Here is a 23,828-nt window from a genome sequence, read left to right on the forward strand (position 1 = left end):
TTCTAAATTAATTATATTAAAAGAAAATTAAAGTGGCAAGTGATATTCTATTAACTGCATATAGACAGATCACCTTCTCTTAGTTTACTTTGGAAAAATAAGGGGATTTTATTTACAAGTAATTTATAACACTAGACCAAAAATCATTTTAGGATAATATGCGTTCATCTTTTCTCTAAGTTTAGTAAGTTCCTCTTTATTTAACGTCGTATGCTCGCCGTGCAAGTTAATCGCGTCCGCCCCATCTTCATGAAAATACACCGTCACATATAATGCCGGTAACCCTATATTGTCTTCATCTATTGATAAGACGACATCTGGTGTTTTATTAACAGTGCTGAATGTTTCATTTCTTTTCCACTTCTTATTTTGAAACATGTCTTGTATATCATGTATCTTTCGTTTGTTATCTGTATGCGTAAAATATATAACATTATCCTCCGCTGGTTTTCCGATAGACAAAATTATACGACTTGAGGGCGATCCACTGCTACACGCTGTCATTCCGACGACGAAGCTGAGTAATAATACAACGTACATTACCCTTTTCATTTCGATTCGCCTCCTTTTGTATATATATATATTCCTTTACGAGGGGCGAATGTCCTGTGATTTTATGTTTTGTGGTAAATGAAATTATATGAGCGATTTTTCAGTTATATCAGCGCAACTCAATTTATATCAGCGATTTTTCAGTTATATCGACTTACCGACAAAACCTGACAATCTACGCAAAAAGAAAGAGGCTGCCCGTGATGGTAGCCTCCCTCATTTTTAGAAGAATAAATGTAAGAAATCTTCTGTTGTAATGTTACCGAAGTAGCGTGCGATATCTACGCCTTCTAAAGCTGCAGTGAATGCATCTTTATCGAACTGAACGCCTGTTAGACGCTCTTCGATATCATGAACATCTAGTGAACCGAAGAAGTCGCCGTAAACTTTACATTCTGTTACTGTTCCTTTTTTCACTTCAAGACGAACGTCAACTTGTCCAACTGGGAAGCGGTGTGAATGTTGTAAGTTGAACTTCGGTGATTTTCCGTAGTTCCAATCCCAATTTTGGTAACGTTCTTCAGAAAGTTTATGGATCTCTTTCCAATCCTCTTCTGTTAATTCATACGTTGGGATTTCTGTTTCTCCTTCGAAAATTGTTTCTAGAAGAAGTTGTCTAAACTCTTCTGTCGTCATTTCTTCGTTTAGAAACTCTGTAATGTTCGCAACGCGGCTACGGATTGATTTAATACCTTTTGATTGAATCTTATCCATTTTTACTTTTAATGCCGATACGACGTGATCGATTTCAGAATCAAATAGTAACGTACCGTGACTGAACATACGACCTTTCGTTGAGAACTGCGCGTTACCTGAAATTTTTCTACCTTCAGCTAAAATGTCGTTACGACCACTTAGTTCTGCATTTACACCTAATTTACTAAGCGCTTTCGTTACAGGCTCAGTAAATTTTTTGAAGTTGCTGAAACTGTCTCCATCATCTTTTGTAATAAAACTGAAGTTTAAGTTTCCTAAATCATGATATACTGCGCCTCCGCCTGATAGACGACGAACGACATGAATACCTTTTTCTTTTACGTAATCTGCATTAATTTCTTCTACTGTGTTTTGGTTTTTACCAATGATAATCGAAGGTTCGTTAATGTAGAACAGTAAATATGTTTCGTTAATATCTAAATTTTTCACACAATATTCTTCAATCGCTAAGTTTATTCTAGGATCTGTAATTCCTTTATTATCAATAAATAACATCGTATCACCTCATGAGTTCCATACGTAGCCACTATGCGCTAGCGTAATGTGACCACTGAAAATTTGTTTTGCTTCTGTTACTAAATCAGATGGGTTGCCTGTATGCGGTAAGTGCGTTAATAAAAGTTCTTTTACATTTGCATCTTTTGCAATACTTGCTACTTCTGTACTATTCATATGCCCTGCTTTTGCAGCCTCTTGATGTGCATACATATTACACTCACAAATGAAAAGATCAGCATCTTTCGTGAATGGAATGAATTCAGGAATATAACTTGAATCAGCGCTGTATACTACAGCATCATCTCCAGCTGTAATACGCATCGCAAAGCATGTAACAGGATGAACAGTTTTTAAGAACGAAATCGAGAACGGTCCAACTTGAAGTGTTTCTTCTGGATTGTACGCGATTCCTTTCGTATGTGGTTCATGTGTTAAAGAATGGAATCCATTCTCGTCAAACGTATGACCGTATATTGGTAATTCCGGTAGTTGCCTTGTTGTCGCACTCGTAATTAATCTCGCATATTGCAATACCCCAATGTCCGCAACATGATCGTGATGATAGTGTGACAGTACAACTGCATCTATATGAGATGGTGTTATATATTTTTGAAGCTGTGCTAGTACACCACTACCACAGTCTACAAGTAAACGAAAACCATCGTGTTCAAACAAATACCCCGACGTTGCTTCTCCCGCTTCTGGAAAGCCGCCCCAAAAGCCGACAACAGTCATTTTCATATGTATCCATCCTTTCTAAAACCGAGTAGGAATGCAGTTTTTCTCCGTACTTGAGAAAGTTTTTTACTTACATCCTACATTGTTAACTATAATCCATTTCCTAAACTTTTTCATTAATTTTCAATTTTGTTATAAAACAGTTGTTGACTTTTATTTTTTGTACTAATACAATGATAGTAAGAAATGGAAATGGAGGGATTGACATGATCGATCAACCAATGGAGTTTTTCAGAAATTTACCGACGAAAACTTGTGCGCACTGCGGGAAAGAAATTGATGAGCAACACGAAGCATACCATAACAAATGTGATGATTGCGTTCACGAAGAATAGTAGTTTGTGAACATAAAAAAACCCAGCAGACATAGTCTACTAGGCTAATAACATCTTATCCTTCATCGTTGAACCTTTCACCAAGAGCTCCAGTTCAAACTCATACAATTCTTTTTTTCGATAATTTTTCGTATGGATTTTATCCATCATTAGGTCGACAACTTTTCGGGCCATTTCATCAATTGGCTGTTCAATTGTCGTAATACCTGGTTCTGTAATCTGCGATAATATTTGATTATCAAAACCGATAACAGCAAGATCATCTGGAATGCTCCAGTTATGGCGTTTCGCCTCTGAGATAATTCCAGCTGCTACCTCATCGCCTCCTGCCAAAATCGCGGTAGGATTTTTTTTGTCCTTTAATACTTCATGGAATATTCGTTTTCCATCTTCCCAAGAGAAAGCGTTTTCAAGAAAATCAATCGCTTCTACTTGGCGGCTCTTCTCAGTTATTGCACGTAAAAAGCCCATTTTTCGCTGCTGGCTAACGACTTTGGTTTCGTTACCACGGCAAAAAATAAGATTACGATATCCTTGATCTAACACATGCTTCGCAGCTATGTATGCTCCTTGCGCATGATCAAACTTCACTGTTGGAATATTTGCTTCCTCAATATATTCATTACACAACACGATTGGACCGTGCTGTAAGTATGGCTCTACATCTTCCCACGGATTTTCTAGTGAACATAGAATAATCCCATCTACTTGTTTCGTAGATAATAATTGTAAATACTCCATCTCTTTTTCCGGTAAATATCTTGTTTGACAAATAATCAGTTTATATTTATGTTCAGAAGCAGCAATCTCGATTGCTTCAATAAATCTACTGAAGAAAGGATTTGTAATCCTTGGAACTAGCACCGCAATTGTTTCCGTTTTTTGTTTACGAAGCCTTCTCGCCGCAGAATTAGGAACGAAGCCTAAATGCTTCATTGCTAATTGAACCCTTTTTTTCTTCTCATCTGAAACATATGGATGATTATTAATCACCCTAGAAACCGTTGTCCTTGATAACCCCGCTAATTTCGCCACGTCCTCTATAGTCGACACGAAATTCTCCCCCTTTGCATGAAAACGTTTTCTTAAATTGATTATATAGTATATTATTGGAAACTGCAATATCGGTTGTTATGATTTTACTATATTAATATTATACATAGGTAAAAGTCTGTTAATGCATGGGCAATATACTGCTTTTAGAAATTTACGTTATGTACATTCCTTTTCTTAATACCATATATCCTTTATTCAATATAAAACCCCATCAATACGTCATCTCCATATGATCCATCTTCATACTTTATTTGCTTTCGTTGTCTGCCTTCTTCTACAAAGCCCATACGTTTGTACACTTTAATTGCCCGATCATTAACAGAAACTACACCTAAACAAATTTTCTCTAAACCTTTCTGCCCTTTCGCCCAACTAATAAGAAATTCAATTAATTTCGTGCCGATGCCTTGATTACAATACGCCTCTTTAATCCCCATTCCCATTGTGCCTGCGTGTTGTAACCGTTCTAGTTCATATCGGTTGAAAATTAAAAAGCCAACTACCTTCCCATCTACTTCATACACGATATAAAGATTACCTTTCTCATTACTTTTCCGTATCTTTTCTCTTTCTGCATTCATATCATTCGGTAACTTCTTTGGGGATACTATGAAAAATTTTGTAGTAGTTTCCGATAATATAATTTCTTTTCTAATATTCATAATTGCTTCTGCATCAGTCTCTTTTACTAACCGTATCATTAAATCACCTCGTACTTTTTCTTTTGAAAAATAATATTACAACTATAAAACGCCCAATATGCAATATTACATATTGAGAATCTTTTTACTCTTGATACAATATTCATACATCAAAATAAAAGGAATGTATGCAATGAATCCAATCTTAACAGCTGCAAAACAACTATTACATAAAGAAGAAAAGGTTTTATCTACTTTAAAATGTTCACTTACTGGCTATATAATTACGCATAAAGTCCCGTATCCTGGCATGTTACTTGCTACTAATCAAAGACTTCTCTTTTTTAGCCAATATAAAAACACATTCATTGCCGAATTTGATTATGAAAAAATTCTATCCATAGAAACGAAGAGAAGAATCTTTGACAAAAAAATAATATTTTACTATGAAGATGAATATATAACGCTTGGATACATTACAAGTTCGAATGTTGAAGCGTTCATAGACTTACTACAAAGAAACAGCAAGACTAGCACAGGCTTATAATCAGCGGGGATCCCCTCGCTGATTCATTATTTTAACTCCTCCCACTTCGTCCAAACTTCCCTCCCGTTTATACAGTACATATTATCCTCTCTATTCATAAACCCCTGTACAATAAATTCACGTCTAATTGTACAAAAATCATCATGATATTGTTTTATAAATGTATTCATTTCTTTTTCTGTATATTGATTTTCAGCATTTAACTTGCTAATTAAATGCTCTAACAATACTAGTTTTTTCTTCTTTTGACCTGGAATCGATTTTAAACGATCCTCTTTATCGAAAAAGTTACGAATGGTCGTATCCCGGAATTTTATTTCACTTTCAGTCATTTTGTTATCCTCCATCACTTTTTTTCTTTATCTTTTCACTTAAAATATCAATAAAGTAATATCCACCCATTAACACATAATAGAACGTAAGTATTCCAAATGCATCTTTCATACTTGTATATACTTCTTTATCAAACAATATAGGTGAAAGGGCGTAAACAAGAAAGATTATTAGCGGATTTACGATAAAATAATAAGTAAGATTGCCTTTCATCATATCAACTCCTCTACCCTATGTTTCTCTGTAAATTGTTGTAATTCCTTTTCTTTCGTTTCTATAGCTTTTAGAAAGATTTATAGATGAACTAAGGAAAAGATGTGCCCTCTATTAAAATAAAAAAGCACCAAAAAGGTGCTTTTATCTACGCTTCAACCGATTGATTTTCAGCAACATTTTTAAATTGTCGTTTGTGCATCAAAGTTAAGGAAGCGATCGTTCCAAGTGATAATACAACGATAAAGATCATGAGCATTCCTATGTTTTGCCACATGAAGTCAAAGTCTCCACTCGATACGACTGCTTTCAATCCTGATACAGAATATGTCATCGGTAACCAAGCATTGAATGGTTGTAAAAACTTCGGAATCAATTCTAGCGGGAATGTTCCGGCACTCGTTGTAAGCTGCATAATTAATGTGATGATGGCGATAAAACGGCCTGCATCACCGAATGCTGTTACTAAACATTGAATTAATGCGATAAATGCTAAACTTGTAATGATACTAAAGAGTATGAAGTATGGAATGCTTTGTACTTCTACACCCAATCCGAACAGTAATATAACATCTGCTACTATCGCTTGAATAATACCAACTGATAGTAAAACACCGAACTTACTAATAAACCAACTAAATCCTGATTTTGGAACGCCTACTGTATCACGTAATGGGTATACGATAGATAATAATAATGCCCCAACAAATAAACCGAGTGATAAGAAATACGGCGTAAATCCAGTTCCGTAGTTAGGAACTTCCGCCATTTTCTCTGTCTTCACTTTTACAGGACTTGCAAACATATCATACGTTTTATCCGTTCCTTTTACTTCCCCAGTTTTCTCTGCCCCTTCGCCAAGTTTCTCTGCAAGTTCACCTGAACCGTCGTTTACTTTTACGAGACCATCTGTTACTTTTCCTGAGCCATCTGCTAGTTTATTTACGCCGTCGATTAGCTGGGTTGAGCCATTTGACATTTGATTTAGGCCACCATTTAGAGTACCTAAGCCCGTTGTTACTTGACCAGATCCGTCTGCTAATTGATTTACTCCACCTGCCATTTGATTTGCTCCTACAGATAATGTACCTAAACCGCCTGTTACTTTACTCGAGCCATCTGCTAATTGATTTACTCCACCTGCCATTTGGTTTGCTCCTGCAGATAATTGACCTAGGCCGCCTGTTACTTGACTTGAGCCATCTGCTAATTGATGTACACCACCTGCCATTTGATTTGCTCCTGCAGATAATGCACCTAAACCGCCTGTTACTTTACCCGAGCCATCTGCTAATTGATTTACTCCTGCAGATAATGTTCCTAAACCACCTGTTACTTGGCTTGAGCCATCTGCTAATTTCGTTACACCTACAGATAATGTCCCTAAACCGCCTGTTACTTGACCAGACCCATCTGCTAATTTGGATACTCCTACAGATAATGTTCCTAAACCTCCTGTTACTTGACCAGACCCATCTGCTAATTGATTTACTCCTGCAGATAATTGACCTAATCCTGCTGTCACTTTTCCAGAGCCACTTTGCAATTGCGTTACTCCATCAATTAATTGAACTGATCCATCTTTTAATTTATCGGCACCTATTTTTGCATTATCTAATCCCTCACCAAATCCATGAAACTTACTAACAAATTCATTTTGTGCGCTCGTTAGTTTCTCAATAGCACCTGCTAGAGTTTTTATCCCTGCTGGATTTGGTAAGTTTTTTTGCAACCCATTTGTTGTTTGATGTATTTCACCTTTTAATTGTTTCACTTCTTCATTTAATTTATTTGTTCCACCTGCTACTCCGGCAGCTTTTTGCTGAACTGTCGCTGTACTTTTTACAGCACTTGTTACGAATGGCTGTAACTGCTCTTGATATTCTTTTGGTAAACTTTCAATTTGCTTTTGTAAATTCGCTACCTCTTGTGCTGCATTTTTTGCATCTCCTGCTGTTGATTGTGTAAGTTCATTTAACTGATTTACATTCGCCCCAGCTCCATCTATTTTTTCATTTACTGTATTCAATATAGAAGGAACTTTCGACTGCATTTCCTCTAAGCCTGCAGCAGACTTTTGTACGTTACTATTTAACTCTTGCAATCCCTTTTGGATCGCTTGAGAACCTTCCTCTAATTGGCTTTGCCCTTCAACAAGTTTTCCCATACCATTTGATAGATCCGTTGTTCCTGTTTTTAATTCACCGGATTTACTTACTAATTTGTTCAAGCCACCGGTCACTTTCTCAGATCCATCACGCAACTCACCCGTTTTACTATTTAACGTATTTAAACCGTCTGTTACTTTGCCCGATCCGTCTACTAACTTCCCAATACCTGCATTGCTATTTAATGCATGTAAACCATCTGTTACTTTGCCTGATCCATCTACTAGTTTCCCAATACCTGCATTGCTATTTAATGCATGTAAACCATCTGTTACTTTGCCTGATCCATCTACTAATTTTCCGATACCTGCATTGTTATTTAATACGTGTAAACCATCTGTTACTTTGCCTGACCCATCTACTAATTTCCCTATACCTATCTGCATTTCACCTGTTTTGCTATTTAGTGTATTTAAACCATTTGTTACTTTGCCTGACCCATCTACTAATTTCCCTATACCTATCTGCATTTCACCTGTTTTGCTATTTAGCGTATTTAAACCATTTGTTACTTTGCCTGACCCATCTACTAATTTTCCGATACCTACCTGCATTTCACCTGTTTTACTATTTAGCACATTTAAACCGTTTGTTACTTTGCCTGATCCATCTACTAATTTATTAGATCCATCTGCTAATTTCTGAACTCCATCCTTCATCTCCCCAGATTTCCCTTGAAGTGTATGAAGGCCATCCGTCACTTTACTTGAACCATCATGCAGCTCACTTGATCCGTCGTGTAGTTTATTTGCTCCTTCCGCCCCATCTGCTAATCCTTTTGAGACGTCTTGAATGGAATCAAACATTTTCTCTGCATATGTTTTCGTTAACGTGCTTGATACTTCAGTTTTAATCTTTTCAATGGCTGTTCCTCCAATTTGTGAAGATAAGAAGTTTAAGCTTTCGTTTGGAATGTACTCTAAGTTTAATGGCTTTGGATTGTCTTTTAGTAACGTTGTAGCGTTACTTGAGAAGTCATCTGGAATGCGCACTAACATGTAATACTTTCTAGCTTCCATTCCTTTCTTCGCTTCTTTTTCACTTACGAACTCCCATTTAAAACTTTTATTATCTTTTAAATTATCAACGAGCCCTTTTCCGACCTCAATTGATTTCCCATCAAATACTGCGCCTTTATCTAAATTGACTACTGCAACTGGTAAGTCATCTAACTGTTTATACGGATCCCAAAAGGCCCACAAAAACATCCCTGCATATAAAATCGGTACGAATAAGACCGCAATAATTGGAATTAATATTTTTTTACTTTTTATAATTTCCGTGAACTCTTTCCGAAGTAACTGATTCCCTTTCATAATTTCTCCCCCTTTTATAAAATGACCAAAATGTTCATATAGTCATTTTTACCCAAACAAAAAGGCTATACTTGTTCATACATATGCCTTATCCCCGAATTTATTACTATGCAACTTTTTCTTATTATGATTATAATTTTTCTATATTCCCCCTTAACTTAAATATATGACCGTATTGTTCATTTGGTCATTTTTTATAAAATTAAAAGGATTATCTTAGTTTGACAATCCTTTTAGTAAATAAAGTTCAAATAACTCTGCAATTTTTTCTTTTTCTAGCGGTTCGTGATTTTTTTCCCAATCAAAAATAAGCGATACATATAGACGAAGCATAATAAATGCTGTAATTTCTGGATCACATTTGCTAATTTCACCTTTTTCAATCGCAATCTTTAAATACGATTGAATAACAGAAACGATTTCCACATCAACTTGTTGCATCACTTCTTGTACTTCTTTCGTTCCCATATCGCGCTCTTCTTGAATTAATTTAATCATGAGCTGATGTTCTTTTCTAAATTCCAAGATGCTATATAATGCTCTATGTACATTTTCAAAAAATGAAACATCTGAACGAATTGCACTTTCTGCAACTTGCTTCATTTCTGTAATTAAATTAGAAATAATTTCACCAAATAACTCTTCTTTATTTTTGAAAAAAGTATAAATCGTTCCTTTCCCTACATTCGCTAACTTCGCTACTTGATCCATCGTTGTTGCTTTATAGCCGAACGCTGAAAAAGACTTTGTTGCAGCCTCAATAATAGAACGTTTTCGATCTATTGCCACATCATCACCTCCAAAAATGACCAATTGGATAATATAGTCAATCAGTACATCTTTGATATTACCACACGCTTACATTCTATACAAGTTCTCTTTTATTATTTCCAGTATAAAAAAATTTCAGTCAGTGTATATCATACTTTCCATAGTTTATCAGAAGAAAAGAGAAAAGGAAAAGATGTTCTAGAGATATACATCTTAAGAACACCTTTTTGCTATTTCAACATAGAAAGCATAATTTTCTCTAATTCTTCTTTATTTACATTCTTATCGAATACTGCTTCTCCTGGGTTCTCTAAACTATGATTAATAATAACGATTTGGTATGCACTATTTTTCCCTTTTGCTGGAACAATCATCTTCATACCTTGTAAATTACTATCCGAGTGATGAGTAGCGTAGAATATTTGATTACCTTCTAGTTCGTACTTTTCTATATTTTCAGGCACTATAAACTGGTGGCTAAATGGGTCTTTGCTTTCCCCAAAAACTTGCGATTGAGAAATTGTATAATTTCCTTTTCCGTTCGTATATTCTAATTCAATAGTGAATTCCGGTTTTATCTTAAGATAATAATTCACTCTTTCGTCTTTTTGGGTATATCCTTTAATTGTATAAGTTGGCCTCTTGATTTGGAAATCAACATGTTGCTGCACTTCTTCAACTGTATATGTTAAATATTTCCCTACCTTATCCTCATAAGGAGTTGTTTTATTATGAATTTCTTTTAATTTTTCACGATTTTCTGTACTTAAGCGCTCTTCTTTCACCTCTTTTATATCCCCTTGGAATTTTTCGGGTAAGTTTAATCTAACTAATCCTTTTTTCTCGATCTGCAATACCTCTTTATATAACTGCACATAATTCTCAAACTCTTCCTTTGTTAAAGCTTTTTCAGCATGATATAAAAAGGCTGTTCGGTTTTCATATTGCCATTTTGACATCCCCCACTCTTTTCTCGCCTTTTCCTCTGTACCAAATAATGTATCTACAGCATTTTGGAAAGCATCCTTTGACTGCTCTACTTTATCCTCTTGCTTTTCTTTTCCTTCCGTTGTACGTGCGTTGAATAAAGAAAGGGATGCTATAGCAACTATGACAATAACTCCGAGTAAAGAAAGACGATACGATTTCTTTTGGAATTTTTTAATCATAATGATTCTCCTTTTTAGTGTTCGTTTATTTCTACTTAAATTTGCTAGGCTTGGTACTTGATAGGAATAGTGTTCTAAAAGGGTAATAATTGTATGACCGTATGCAATTTGTTCCTCTTTATCTATAAAAGTAAGTGCATATGCATCACAGGCTAATTCTTGATCTTCTCGCATACAAAAATAGGCGTACCAAAGAATTGGATTGAACCAATTTAATAGGATTAAACTGTACATAATCCAATTTACAGCTACATCGTTTCTCTTAATATGAGCTAACTCATGGTAAAAGACATATTGTAATTGTTGTTCATTTAATACTTTCATATGTTTTTTTGATAGTAATACTTTCGGGCGAAAGAAACTAAAAACCGTTGGACTTGCAATCTTTCCTGCAAGACGTAATGAAACTGCCTTCTTCATTTTCATAGACTGCTTACAGCGATTAAACACTGTAGTGACCTGTTCGTCCGTAATATCCGGTTGTTTCTTTATGTAAGAATATAAACGTCTATTTGTAAGAAACGTGATGGCTGCTAATATGATTACCCCAGCTAGCCACACATACAAAGCAAGTTTGTATAAAGAAAATGTAGTCTGTTTTTCCGAACTGACTTTTACTTCCGGTTCGCTAGTTTTTGTCACCATTTTAGAATTTGATTCCAATTCCACTTTTCGATCGCTTTCTATGTTCACTATATTCTCAGTAGCCGGCATATTTTTTGGAATAACTTCCGATACGCTAGAACTATAAGAAAGTAATGAGTAAATGCTATAAGAGCTATCTGGCGACCACGGTAAAAGGAGTCTTATCATTAATACGATCCACAGCATATATTGCCACCGGGGGGTTAATTTATTTCTAAATAGAACTTTTATACATAAAATAAATCCGACTAATATGCTAGCCATAAGTGACGTTTCTATAAGCCAATCAAAAAAATGAGGAAGGTATACATTTATAAGCGTGTTTATCATTTTTATCGATCCTTCCTCTTATTCTCCTCTGTCTTCTCATCTAAAATGCGTTTTAATTCATTAATATCTTCTGAAGATAATTTCTCCTCTTTTAAGAAATTAACAAGTAATGGCTTAAACGCTGCACCGCAAAAACGCTTTAGTAAAGATTTCGTTTCCACTTGCAAATAATTATCTTGTGATACTAACGGGTAATAAGCGTACATACGCCCTTTATCTTGATGGTAAGAAACGGCTTCCTTTTGCACTAATCGATTAATTAATGTGCGGATTGTTTTCGGTTTCCAGTCCATTGCATCTTCCAGTTCTTCTATAATTTCATTCGCTGTTTGCGGAGAATTCGACCAAAGCACTTTCATAATTTCTAATTCTGCTTCAGATATTTTAGGTAATTGATTTGTCATAGTATATTTCACTCCTAAGTATTACATTTGTAATCTATAATTAAGATTACAAATGTAATACTTAATTGTCAACCATATTTTAGAAAAATTAATTTCAGCTAAACCTTACTTACCAACAACAAAATTCCTCTTTTTCAAATAATCAAATAAAAAAACAAGAAAATCTTTACAATTAATAGTAATATAGAAAATAGACAAGTTTATCAAAACAGTGGAGGCTTTTTCAGTCATGATGCGTGCACTTCGTTTAAATATAAAGCAAGCTTTTTGTAATCGTGTTTCTTTAATTATTATGTTTAGTGGACTAGCTCTTATTTTTATTTACCATTATTATTATGTAATTCGTTACATTGGGGATGGAACGGATGCGTTTGTAACAACAGCTTTTAAATGGATTGGATTTCGCGACAATGAAATGGATGTTTATTTATTATTAATGCCCGTTATTGCCAGTTTCCCCTTTAGTACAAGTTACAATTCGGATAAATCAGATGGTTTTAAACCGTTTGTAAGTAAAGGAATTTCTTTGTTCCCTTATTCAGTAACGAAATATATTGTTACATTCTTTTGTGGCGGACTTCTTTATACATTTCCGTTCATCTTATCGTTATTATTTTGCAAATTAACCATTCCAGACGGAGAACCGACGGCTGGTTCAGGCATTATAAATGATAATGGGATGTTTGCAAACTTATATTACGAATCTCCCCTCACTTACATTACTGTATATATCGGAATTAATTTTTTATTTGCAGGTTTAATGGCCCTTTTAGGACTTGCTGCATCTGCGTGGTCACAAAAGGACTATATGGCGATTCTTTTCCCATTTGCAGTTGCCTCCATTCCATACGTCCTGCTAAATACGATATTCCCTACAATAGGCGGAGCTCCTTTTCATTTATATGACCCAAAACAACCTTTGCATGGCATGTCGCCGTATATTTTGACAATACAATGTGCATTCTTCCTCCTCGTTAGCTTAATCATGTATATACAAGGAGTAAAACGTGATAAAAAAAAATATAGAAGAAGGTTGCAAAAAAGAGAGCGGTGTAGAAAAGCGTTTCAAGTATAATAAAACCCTAATTTCCTTACTATATTGGAAATTAGGGTTTTATTTACTATTCACTTACGGTGTACCAGCCAATCCCCATAAAATAACAACCGCTACAAAATAAATCGCTTTAATCGCTATTACTAAACATAATGAAACAATTGCATATTTACTTAATTCTCTTCTTGCACCTATTAAAGTGAAAATAACCGCCAAACTAAATGTTATATAAGAAGCTGCTGTATGTATTAAGTTATACGTAATATCTAGATTGCTTGTAAGTCCTGTTATATCAGCTACAAACTGAAGCATGACAATCGTACTAAAAAAAATTGCAAACTGATTCATTACCTTTCCATTTATTTGTAACTGCATTGTTGTCCCCCTTGTCAAAAAAACTGAATATTCAATCTATTTTATCATTAGATTACAAAAAAAAGGAATCATCTCTTTATACTATTCTATAACGATGCAAAAAAAGAACGCTTAGTCACCTAAGCGTTCCCCACTTTAAGAAGCCTTCTTCAAATCAATTTGAGCAAGTACTGGGTCGTGGTCACTTACACGTCCGTGTTCTTTCATAATGTTTGAGTTTAAGTGTACTGGGTCTACAATTGTGTGCGGTGCGATGTTGTTTGTTACTAAAATATGATCTAACACTTGTGCATTTCCTTCATGAATGTACGTGTAGCGGTTCTCTTTCGGCACTGTGTTTAACATATCTTTTAAGATTGTTCCCTCTAGTGTTTTTAGTGGTTTAGAGAATTCGAAATCGTTCATATCACCTAACACAACAACTGGTGCATTCGTATTCTTTTTCTGAATTCCTTGCACAAAATGATTTACTTCTTGTGCTAACTGAATTCGTTTGTCTTCACTCTTTAATACGAGCGGCTGCACTTTTCCAAATGGCGTTGCATCTCCTAGTTTTGAGTTTAAGTGATTTGCAACGACAACAATGTTTTGTCCTTGGAACGTAAATTCTGCCGCTAGCGGTTTACGTGTACTTTCAAACAATGGATTTTCGTCTCCAATACGAACAACATTCTTATCAAGTAACTTCGGTACCGTCGCTAATTTCACGCGTGATGGATTATAGAAGAAGCCGACGCGAATATTCGCTCCTGGTGCTCCTCCATCTTGATTATTGTTTGGAGCGATTTCTACATACTCATACTTCGGTCCACGAATTTCTAGAACTGCATCAATGATACGTTTTGCGCTTAATGACGCATCTGTTGTACCGTCATTAATTGATCCGTTATTATCTTGCATTTCCTCTACACCGATAATATCTGGCATTTTTAAATTGTATTTAATAGAATACGCTAACGCTTTTACTTTTTCATCTGTTGTTTCTTTTTTATTCGCTGAGAAGTTTTCAATGTTATATGTAGCAACCGTTAACTTATCAAGACGTGGCTGAATATTTGCCCCTACTTGCTTAAATCCACCATCCACCACAGCTGGCAGTTCTGTTATTGGTGAAATACGGAAAGAACCGTAATCATATCCTACTACCCCTGTTATATCTCCAGTGAAAGTATCTCCTACTTTTGCTACATAATCGCGAGGTACTTTTACAGAAAGGCGCTCTGGGTTTAATTGATTTTCATCTAATAAAGGTGTGCCATATTGTGTTACTATTTTATCTCCACCATTTTTTACTGTTACATATAAATTTCCGTTTTTCTGAGGTGCAATAATTTTTGGTGTTGGCATCGTAACACGCATACCTTCAATACTTTCATAGAAGTCGATTGCATCTTCACTTGGATCAAATAAACCAAATGCATCATTATCAATAATCTGGTCCGGAATTTTCACACCGTTTTCCCCGAGTACAATCGGTGCCGGCAAAGATTGATCTTTTGCGATTACAGCAACGCGGCTCGCTTTAATTTCAGTCGTCGTTAAGTCTGTTTCAAATCGCTCTGCATATCCTGGTCCAACATATTCTTCTACTACTCCATCGACTTGAATAAGATCTCCTACTGCTACATTCGCATCTTTTTTATATACGTACATACCTTCTGAAGTAGCTGGATCATTATCTGGCTGATTATCTTCTATATAAAAGCCGTTTTTATCAAGCGCTGTGACAACGCCTTCCACATTGTTTACTTTCTTCCCGTTGTAAGGAGAGATATGTGATTTCCCTTGAATGTCATGAATACGAACCTGTTCATTATTTACGATAATAAATGAAAATGTCGAGATTGCTGAAGAAGTAAGTCCTTCTTTTTCTGCGATTGCTTTCACTACACTATTTTCATTCACTATAATTTGTCCATTATAACGAACGCTTTTATTAGTAGGATTAGAGCCATCTAACGTATAGTAGATTGTTGCGCCTTCTGTATTCGTCGTTAATGTTACCGCTGTTCCTTTAGCAACTTCTCCACCGTTCGGTGAAGCTACTACATCGCTAACACGGTTTTGTCCTTCACCTTGAAACTTATAAGCTGTTACTGATTTTAGACCTGGGTTACTAAAATATAATTCAAGAGTCCCAGTCAAACTAACTTTCTTCCCGATATTTTCAGGGTGATCTTTTACATTCACTGCCGTTCTCACATCACCTTTTGGCAACTGAACGGGCAGGATTTTGTCTGGATTCGTTTCGTTTGGTGAATCTGCAATTGCTACGTTTGTATCATCAAACTTAGCTGGATCCTTCGTATATTTAGAAGAACTTTGCGTATATCCAACAATATATCCTTCCACAATCCCCTTCGTTTTCCCTTGCTGCTTAAATACTTGAATTGCTTTTTCTACTGACATAGAAGCAGTTTCTTCTGCTTGCGCTAAAGTTCCAGTAAATGAAAACAATAGCAAGAATGATAAAAAGACACTTAACAATTTCTTCACAGCCATTTTCCTCTCCCTATTTCATATTTTCTCAGCATTTCTATCATATCAAATGATTCGTTATATAGAATGATATTTCGACAAATTTTACAAAAGATTTATTTAATTTACACGCTTTCAAACTACAATACAAAATAATTATTTTACACCTTCTATGAATGCACTCTATAATGTTAGAGAGAGAAAACAGAAAATATCGAAAGTTTATTGGCATGTAAAATGGATTCATTTGAATAGGAGTGATTGGATGGAAGTGCAAACAGAAACATACCGCGCAGCTATGAATGGAACATTAGAACGTCATTTTTCAGATATGATTGCCGTTATACCAACTAGAATTACAATTGAGCAGTTAAAACAGCGACTAGAAACGATCGCTACTAAAGTTGATGATTTAAAAATTGTTTATAGTGATGAGACAAGCCTTATTGTTGAATTACATATGGGTGAAACAGTCATACCGTATGAACTGCATATTGATGAACCGAACGATCCAGAAGGATATAAAATGTACAATAGACAAGATGCTACAATCGTAGATCGTAATTTTGAAGATGCAGCTTTCGGCACTGAAATTTTCACTCGTACGCTATTTGTAGGCGATGTACTGGACTGCTTTTTCCAGCAGTTACAGTTCTTATGGAATCTCGCCCCAGATTTGTTATTTGTAATCGATTCAAGTGCAGCAATGAAAGTGATATCTAGAAGCTATATTGAATATCACGTTGAAAATGAATTATTACCTGACATTCCTGACTTATACGTTATTCATTCCATTTATGAAGACGATAAAGACGGTGAGCCTACGCAATATTGGTTTCATACACACGGTCTTTTAAGAGCAGGCGTAACTGAAATAGAGTTAATTATTCCAAATCGCATTTCTTCCTACTACGGCATTAGCGATCTCTTTCAAACATTTGCTAATAATGCCGTTGAGAATGGACAAGTCCCTATAAATGAGCCTATCGTTATCGCACATAGTCAGCAAGGTTCTATACATACAGTCGCTGTTCCGTGGGAAAAAGGATTATCTTATATAGGGCATAAAACGAGTATGGACCAATTATCTTCAATCGAGGATGAAGAAGTGAAACTACAACCAATAGATGCACAAAATACATTCTTAGGCGGTATGGATGACCGAGATGAATACCATCAATCTCCATCTGTTCTCTTATTCAAATTTAATACTTCAGAAGAATATATTGAAAGCTTTTTCCAAGAACACGAGGAAGCTACAGGGCTCATGTTCTATAAAACAAATAGTGAAACTGATCGTATGGCTTACAATGCGAAGAATACTTTCGGGTATTTCAGCAACATTTTTCACATTGAACAATCAAATGAAGATTTTCGTTTCCTTGCTAAATTTGGTGTATCCTACGAAGAGGGAAAAAGTGAACATATGTGGTTTGAAATGCAAAACATTACGGAAGATTTCATTCAAGGAATACTCATTAATGAACCATATTTTATAGAAGATATGAGTGAAGGAAATAGTTATCATTTAGATTTTGATAACTTAACAGAGTGGGTTATTTATGCAGGAGATGCTGTTATAAAGCCAAATAACTTATATATGTTTATTGGCGAATAAGTATTTTATATAATAAACGAAACGCCTTCAATATGATTGAAGGCGTTTCTTATAATTTATTGTGCGATTAATTCAGCATCTATTACTTTCTCCAAATGAGATAATACACGCTTTGCAGCTTCCTCACCTTGATTAATACAGTCTGGAAGTCCAGCGCCAGCATAGGAGCTACCTGCCAAGTATATACCTGGCAACTCTTTCTCCATAAATGTTGTGAGCTGTTTCATTCGCTCGTTATGGCCTACTGTATATTGAGGCATCGCTTCTTTCCAGCGACTTACAATTGTAAACTCTGGATCCTCTGTAATGTCCATCGTCTTCTTTAAATCTTCTAGTACGAGCTGAACGAGTTCTTCTTCAGTTTGTTCTACAACCGCTTCATCACCAGCACGCCCGACGTAGCAACGAAGGAGTGTTTTTCCTTCTGGCGTTGTATGCGGCCATTTTTTATGCGTCCACGTACATGCTGTAATGGTGTAATCGCTATTTCGTGATACGACAAATCCTGTACCATTAATATCACGCTGGATTGCAGACTTTTGGAAAGCAAGTGCCACATTTGCAACGGATGTGGATGGAATATTACGGAAGAAACGAAACTGCTTGTACTGAGCAAACATGGACGGCAATACTTTATGCGAAGTTGCCACTACGATGGCGTCCGCTTCTATTTCTTTTCCGTTACTAAGAGTAATTGTATAACCATCACCCTGTTTTGCAACTTTTTCAATGCGAGTTCCCTTTATTATCGTACCTTCATGCATCTTTACTTCGAGAGATTTTACGATAGATTCTAAACCTGTTTTCACTGTTTGGAACATTCCCTTTTTCGGTTCAGCTTTCTCTTCTTTCGGAGCGAGCGTACGCATACCGAGTGAAATACTGCGATGTTTCTGCTCAATCTGATACATTTGCGGGAATGTTGACATTAAGCTCATTTGATCAATATCCCCTGCATAAATACCCGATAGTAACGGTTCTATTAAGTTTTCAACCACTTCGTTTCCAAGACGATGTCTGAAAAATTGTCCGAGTGATTGGTCAGATACTGGCTTTGACCTCGGCATTAATAGATCAAAACCAGCTCTTAGTTTACCAATTGGGGAGAACAGCCCGGAAAATAGAAACGGCGTAATTTGCGTTGGAATTCCCATCATTGATCCAGTCGGCATTTTATGTAACCGATTGTTTACGAGGATAAATGATTGACCAGCTTGATTATTTACAAGTTCATCGCCGAGACCCAATTCTTTCACTAATCTAGCTGCACTTTCTTTTCGTGCTAAGAAAGAATCCGGTCCGCGCTCAATTGTAAACCCATCTTTTCGAACGGTTTGAATTTTTCCGCCAAGTTTACCCGATGCTTCTATAAGTAATGTATCAATCGGCAAGTTTTTTTCATGAATATTTTTTTGTAAGTTATACATTGCTGTTAATCCAGTAATACCTCCGCCGACGATCACAACTTTTTTCCTCAAGCAGGCTCCCCCTTTCTTCTTACAGTACAGATTCTTTTTTCTTTAATACAACATCTGTTAAACAATCAATAAATGCGTCCGATGCATTTGGCATTTCTGGACGATAATATTTCGCACCAATTTCATCCGTTACAACTTTACACTCAAAGTCGTTGTCATATAAAACTTCTAAATGTTCCGCAACAAATCCAACTGGTGCATATACGAATGAAGTATAACCGTGCTTTTCATTTAGTTCTCTCGTTAAATCTTGTACATCTGGACCAATCCAAGGATCTGGTGTGTTTCCTGCACTTTGCCAGCCTACTGCATAGTTTGCTACTTCAGCTCCGCGCGCGATATAATCCGCTGTTTCATTTAATTGATCTGGATATGGATCGCCCATTGCAATAATTTTCTCTGGTAAGCTATGTGCAGATACGATTAATACTGCTTTTTCACGCTCTGCATCTGACATACCGTTATATATGCCTTTCACTGCATCAACCCAGTACTGGATGAATTTTGGCTCTTTATACCAGCTATCAATGCCGTGAATTGTTAAGTTTCCAAGTTTCTCAGCTTCTTCTTGTGCTCGTCCAACGTATGATTTCACGCTAAACGTAGAATAGTGAGGTGCAAGAACAAGTGCGATTGCATCTTGTATTCCGTCGTTATGCATATCTTTCACCGCATCTTCAATAAACGGTTCAATATGTTTTAAGCCAAGATACATATGGTACTCTACTTCATCTTGTACTTCATTTAAACGCTGTTCTAACTTCTTAGCTTGCTCTAATGTAATAGTAGCTAAAGGAGAAATACCACCAATTGCACGGTAACGCTCTGTTAAATCTTCCAGCATTTCAGGACTTGGCTTTCTTCCTCTGCGAATATGTGTATAGTAACGTTCAATATCTTCTTCTTTATATGGCGTTCCGTATGCCATTACAAGCAAACCAATTTTCTTTTTCATACAGCAATTCTCCTTTACTTCGCTAACTGCCCTTTAGAGTATTCATGAATAAATGTAGTTAAACGTTTTAATGTATCCGGATTTACTTCTGGGAATACACCGTGACCTAAGTTAAAGATATAACCCGGCTGTTTCATCCCTTGATCTAAAATACCTTTTACATGTTCTTCAATAACAGACCATGGTGCAAGTAAGAATGAAGGGTCCATATTACCTTGTACCGCCTTATGAACGCCACGTGCACGTGCTTCTTCAATCGGTAAGCGCCAGTCTAAGCCGACTACATCAAGCGGTAAGTCGTGCCACTCATTCACTAAGTGTGCAGCTCCTACGCCGTGCATAATCATCGGTACACCCATCTTACGAACTTCTGCAAAAATACGCTCCATTGCTGGTTTAATAAATACGCGATAATCTGCTACATTTACTGTTCCAACCCAAGAATCGAAAATTTGAACTGCTTTTGCTCCTGCGTTTATTTGCGCTTTTAAATATGTAATAACCATATCTGCTAGTTTATCCATTAAAGCAAACCAAGCTTTTGGCTCTGCATACATGAACGCTTTCGTATTATGGTAGTTACGAGATGGACCGCCTTCAATCATATAGCTCGCTAATGTAAATGGAGCTCCTGAAAAACCGATTAACGGTACGTCTAACATTTCTGTCGTTAATAAACGAATTGTATCTAGTATGTACGGTACGTCATCTTCTGGATTGATTTCCCCTAGTTTTTCTACGTCTTGTAAAGAACGGATTGGATTATCAATAACTGGGCCAATACCTGATTTAATTTCTACATCCACACCAATTGCAGGTAGTGGTGACATAATATCTTTATAAAGAATTGCTGCGTCTACGTTATATTGATCAACCGGCAATTTTGTAACGTAAGCACATAACTCTGGATTATGTGTAATTTCAAATAAAGAATACTTTTCTTTAATCTTTCTATATTCCGGCTGTGAACGACCTGCTTGACGCATATACCATGCTGGTACATAATCGGTACGTTCCCCCCTACATGCTTTTAAAAATGTCTCATTTATAGTTCTTACCAAGACCCTTGCTCCCTTCCTTACCAATGCTTCGAATACGTTCGATATTTATCTTTTTTTACTATACAGCTTGTAAAAACAAAATGCATAATATTATGTACGTTGTTCATTAAATTGACACAAACATTCTTAAAAACGCTTACTATTTTCACAACATTCTTATTATAACACAGAGAAAAACTATGGTTTAGCTACTTTTGACTTTTCTCCTTCACGATTCGTTTGTGTATTATATGGTACAACGTAAAAGCTCGGTTTTGAAAATATGTTAACGAACTTTTCCTCATATTCCCCAGCACCATTTACAGTGCTAACATGTGTATGAATTCCGTTCTCCACTCTATAGATTCGGTACATAATTCTGTTATCTAGAAGTGGTTTCCAACTTAATTTTGCTTTAAATAAACCGAAAGGGCTAAATGATAGTTTCATTTTTACATCTTCAATTTTGCGCAGTCGAATCGGAGCGCCGATTGTTTCCACACCTTCAGGCTTCATAAACTTCTCTTTATGTTCTACATTAGCCTTCGTTAAAATTTTCTTAAACAATTTTGTCGCAGATGCACTTTCTCCTTGCAACTGATGCTCCTTATCCGTACGGTCATAACCAATCCAAACAGCGCCTACTAAGTTAGGTGTATAGCCGACGAACCACATATCTCTTGCTCCCTTATCGTCATTTGGCAATGAAGTTGTACCTGTTTTTCCAGCTAGCGCACCGTTATATACACCAACTCTCGCTGTCCCTTCCTTCACAACTCCTTCTAGCATTTTCGTCATATACCATGCTGTCTGCTTCGAGAAGATTTTCGTCTCTACTTTTGGAGATTCCCCAATGACTGCACCGTGTCTATTTAATACTTTATCAATAACGTGCGGCTCAATTATATTTCCATTTGCTAAAAATGAACGATACATTTTTACAAGATCAAATGTTGAAACGCCATTTTTTAGTCCCCCAAGAGCTGTACTTAAACCAGCATCTGCAATATGGACATTTCCTTTTTCTAAATATTGCTTTCCTTCTTCTACCCCTAACTCATTTAATAGAGAAACTGCCGGTACGTTTGCCGACTCTAAAATCGCATCATACATCGTCATTTCTTTTGAATACTCATGATTATAATTTCGAGGTTCATACCCTTCAAAAGAATTTCTTTCATTTGTTAATAAAGAATACGGATTATACTTTTTCGTTTCTAGTGCTGGTGCATAAACGATAAGTGGTTTTAAAACAGATCCGGGCTGCCTTTTGGCAAAAACACGATTAAATCCTCTCGGGACGTACTTTCTTCCCCCAATCGCCGCTTTAATCCCTCCCGTACGATTATCCATTAATAAGAAAGCACCTTGCGCCCCTTCTTCTTTCCCAGGAAAATTCCTTGCATCTTGAAACTGGTTATATGCTACCTTTTGAATCTTTTCATCCATAGGTACGACAAACGTATATCCTCCGCGAAGTACTTCTTGATGAGACAACCCGTATAAACGAGCGGCTTCATCTATGACCATATCAATATACGGCATATATGCAAGCTCATTCTCATCTAAATTTTTATATAGAGCAATTGTCTTCCCTTGATAACGAACGCTTTCTTCTGCAGTCAAATAGCCTTGTTTATGCATAAGTGACAATACTAGATCGCGGCGTTCCTTACTCTTCTCTGCAGAATAGTACGGTGAATATCCGTTTGGTGACTTCGGAAGGCCTGCAAGCATTGCCCCTTCCTCTACTGTTAAATCCTCAACATTTTTATTAAAATACAACTTTGCTGCCGCTTGAATACCGTAAGCCCCATGACCAAAATAAATATGATTCATATACATTTCAAGAATTTGTTGCTTCGTATATTTTTGCTCTAATTGAAGAGAAATTGCGACTTCCTTCAATTTGCGCGTAAATGTTTTTTCACGAGTTAAAAAGACGTTTTTAGCGAGTTGCTGCGTAATGGTACTACCGCCCTCTACCTTCTCTCTAGCTAACGTATCTTTATAAAGAGCACGGAATATCGACGGATAATCAATCCCTTGATGCTCATAAAAACGAGAATCTTCCACCGCAACAAACGCCTGCTGCACATACTTCGGAATTTGCTCGATCGGTACAAGGTCTCTATTTTCTACGTATAATTTCGTAATTTCTTTCCCTTTCTGGTCAACGATACGTGATGAAGAGTGGAAAACGAGCTGCTTTTCATCCATCATATAGCCACCAGCTAACACGATAAGTTTATAGAGTACAATCGCTACTACGAACGTTGCGACGCCGCCTAATAAAGTCCACTTTACTTTCTTCATACATCGTCCTTCTTTCCAAATGATGGTACATTTATTATTTGAAAAAGAAGTATCTTTATGTATATAATCTTCGAAGTTTTT

Annotated in this window: 21 protein-coding genes; 4 read left to right on the forward strand and 17 right to left on the reverse strand. The window is 36.2% G+C overall.

Going from position 1 to position 23,828, the window contains the following annotated elements:
- Positions 1-123 precede the first annotated feature (123 nt).
- From ACS2CR_RS07780 to ACS2CR_RS07790, 3 genes are all read right to left on the reverse strand, one after another.
- Positions 124-552: a hypothetical protein gene (locus tag ACS2CR_RS07780; protein WP_053513580.1), complete on the reverse strand. Its 429-nt coding sequence runs from the start codon at positions 550-552 to the stop codon at positions 124-126.
- A 222-nt stretch (positions 553-774) separates the two neighbouring features.
- Positions 775-1,764, reverse strand: a complete 990-nt coding sequence (locus ACS2CR_RS07785; RefSeq protein WP_000897282.1) for a lipoate--protein ligase — start codon at positions 1,762-1,764, stop codon at positions 775-777.
- Between the two features lie 9 nt (positions 1,765-1,773).
- Positions 1,774-2,508, reverse strand: a complete 735-nt coding sequence (locus tag ACS2CR_RS07790; protein WP_000784690.1) for an MBL fold metallo-hydrolase — start codon at positions 2,506-2,508, stop codon at positions 1,774-1,776.
- A 203-nt stretch (positions 2,509-2,711) separates the two neighbouring features.
- On the opposite strand from ACS2CR_RS07790, the gene yhfH reads away from it, so the two are divergent.
- The gene (gene yhfH / locus ACS2CR_RS07795) at positions 2,712-2,840 is read left to right on the forward strand and encodes a protein YhfH (protein ID WP_000567010.1); all 129 of its coding nucleotides are present in this window, start codon (positions 2,712-2,714) and stop codon (positions 2,838-2,840) included.
- Between the two features lie 39 nt (positions 2,841-2,879).
- Here yhfH and ACS2CR_RS07800 read toward each other — a convergent pair whose 3' ends face one another.
- Both ACS2CR_RS07800 and ACS2CR_RS07805 read right to left on the reverse strand, forming a co-directional pair.
- Positions 2,880-3,893 carry a LacI family DNA-binding transcriptional regulator gene (locus tag ACS2CR_RS07800; RefSeq protein ID WP_000103715.1) on the reverse strand — a complete coding sequence of 338 codons (1,014 nt, stop codon included), beginning with the start codon at positions 3,891-3,893 and terminating at the stop codon, positions 2,880-2,882.
- Between the two features lie 194 nt (positions 3,894-4,087).
- Complete coding sequence (locus ACS2CR_RS07805; RefSeq protein ID WP_000620467.1) at positions 4,088-4,597, reverse strand: GNAT family N-acetyltransferase; 510 nt, start codon at positions 4,595-4,597, stop codon at positions 4,088-4,090.
- Positions 4,598-4,730: 133 nt separating this feature from the next.
- Between ACS2CR_RS07805 and ACS2CR_RS07810 the strand changes: the two genes are divergently transcribed.
- Positions 4,731-5,084 (forward strand): PH domain-containing protein, encoded by a 354-nt coding sequence (locus ACS2CR_RS07810; RefSeq protein WP_053513578.1) that lies wholly within the window; start codon positions 4,731-4,733, stop codon positions 5,082-5,084.
- A gap of 26 nt (positions 5,085-5,110) precedes the next feature.
- Here ACS2CR_RS07810 and ACS2CR_RS07815 read toward each other — a convergent pair whose 3' ends face one another.
- The 6 genes from ACS2CR_RS07815 to ACS2CR_RS07840 form a co-directional block, all read right to left on the reverse strand.
- Positions 5,111-5,416 carry a DUF2087 domain-containing protein gene (locus ACS2CR_RS07815; RefSeq protein ID WP_053513575.1) on the reverse strand — a complete coding sequence of 102 codons (306 nt, stop codon included), beginning with the start codon at positions 5,414-5,416 and terminating at the stop codon, positions 5,111-5,113.
- Between the two features lie 4 nt (positions 5,417-5,420).
- On the reverse strand, positions 5,421-5,633 hold the full coding sequence (locus ACS2CR_RS07820) for a hypothetical protein (protein WP_001986098.1): 213 nt from the start codon (positions 5,631-5,633) through the stop codon (positions 5,421-5,423).
- A gap of 145 nt (positions 5,634-5,778) precedes the next feature.
- Positions 5,779-9,114, reverse strand: coding sequence for a YhgE/Pip domain-containing protein (locus ACS2CR_RS07825; RefSeq protein ID WP_153602433.1), 3,336 nt, complete (start codon positions 9,112-9,114; stop codon positions 5,779-5,781).
- Positions 9,115-9,330: 216 nt separating this feature from the next.
- On the reverse strand, positions 9,331-9,903 hold the full coding sequence (locus ACS2CR_RS07830) for a TetR/AcrR family transcriptional regulator (protein WP_000963381.1): 573 nt from the start codon (positions 9,901-9,903) through the stop codon (positions 9,331-9,333).
- A 212-nt stretch (positions 9,904-10,115) separates the two neighbouring features.
- Entirely contained in the window at positions 10,116-12,029 is a 1,914-nt protein-coding gene (locus tag ACS2CR_RS07835) for a M56 family metallopeptidase (RefSeq protein ID WP_074644249.1), read from the reverse strand.
- Positions 12,030-12,031: 2 nt separating this feature from the next.
- Positions 12,032-12,433: a BlaI/MecI/CopY family transcriptional regulator gene (locus tag ACS2CR_RS07840; RefSeq protein ID WP_000184503.1), complete on the reverse strand. Its 402-nt coding sequence runs from the start codon at positions 12,431-12,433 to the stop codon at positions 12,032-12,034.
- A gap of 229 nt (positions 12,434-12,662) precedes the next feature.
- Here ACS2CR_RS07840 and ACS2CR_RS07845 point away from each other — a divergent pair, with 229 nt between their 5' ends.
- Entirely contained in the window at positions 12,663-13,508 is an 846-nt protein-coding gene (locus tag ACS2CR_RS07845) for a hypothetical protein (protein WP_000984162.1), read from the forward strand.
- Positions 13,509-13,562: 54 nt separating this feature from the next.
- Here ACS2CR_RS07845 and ACS2CR_RS07850 read toward each other — a convergent pair whose 3' ends face one another.
- Positions 13,563-13,862 carry a hypothetical protein gene (locus ACS2CR_RS07850; protein ID WP_001176848.1) on the reverse strand — a complete coding sequence of 100 codons (300 nt, stop codon included), beginning with the start codon at positions 13,860-13,862 and terminating at the stop codon, positions 13,563-13,565.
- Between the two features lie 135 nt (positions 13,863-13,997).
- Complete coding sequence (locus ACS2CR_RS07855) at positions 13,998-16,364, reverse strand: DUF6359 domain-containing protein (RefSeq protein ID WP_053513569.1); 2,367 nt, start codon at positions 16,362-16,364, stop codon at positions 13,998-14,000.
- 241 nt (positions 16,365-16,605) lie between these two features.
- On the opposite strand from ACS2CR_RS07855, the gene ACS2CR_RS07860 reads away from it, so the two are divergent.
- Positions 16,606-17,958, forward strand: a complete 1,353-nt coding sequence (locus ACS2CR_RS07860; RefSeq protein ID WP_000453717.1) for a DUF4026 domain-containing protein — start codon at positions 16,606-16,608, stop codon at positions 17,956-17,958.
- 56 nt (positions 17,959-18,014) lie between these two features.
- Here the strand turns inward: ACS2CR_RS07860 and hemY are convergent, their stop codons facing one another.
- The 4 genes from hemY to ACS2CR_RS07880 form a co-directional block, all read right to left on the reverse strand.
- Entirely contained in the window at positions 18,015-19,436 is a 1,422-nt protein-coding gene (hemY, locus tag ACS2CR_RS07865; RefSeq protein WP_001228110.1) for a protoporphyrinogen oxidase, read from the reverse strand.
- Positions 19,437-19,455: 19 nt separating this feature from the next.
- Entirely contained in the window at positions 19,456-20,391 is a 936-nt protein-coding gene (hemH, locus tag ACS2CR_RS07870) for a ferrochelatase (protein ID WP_000726800.1), read from the reverse strand.
- A gap of 14 nt (positions 20,392-20,405) precedes the next feature.
- Positions 20,406-21,452 carry a uroporphyrinogen decarboxylase gene (gene hemE, locus ACS2CR_RS07875; protein WP_000252605.1) on the reverse strand — a complete coding sequence of 349 codons (1,047 nt, stop codon included), beginning with the start codon at positions 21,450-21,452 and terminating at the stop codon, positions 20,406-20,408.
- A gap of 177 nt (positions 21,453-21,629) precedes the next feature.
- On the reverse strand, positions 21,630-23,747 hold the full coding sequence (locus ACS2CR_RS07880; RefSeq protein ID WP_153602432.1) for a transglycosylase domain-containing protein: 2,118 nt from the start codon (positions 23,745-23,747) through the stop codon (positions 21,630-21,632).
- Positions 23,748-23,828 lie beyond the last annotated feature (81 nt).

The sequence above is a fragment of the Bacillus cereus group sp. BceL291 genome (genome assembly GCF_051776705.1).
GTDB classification, from domain to species: Bacteria; Bacillota; Bacilli; order Bacillales; family Bacillaceae_G; genus Bacillus_A; species Bacillus_A cereus.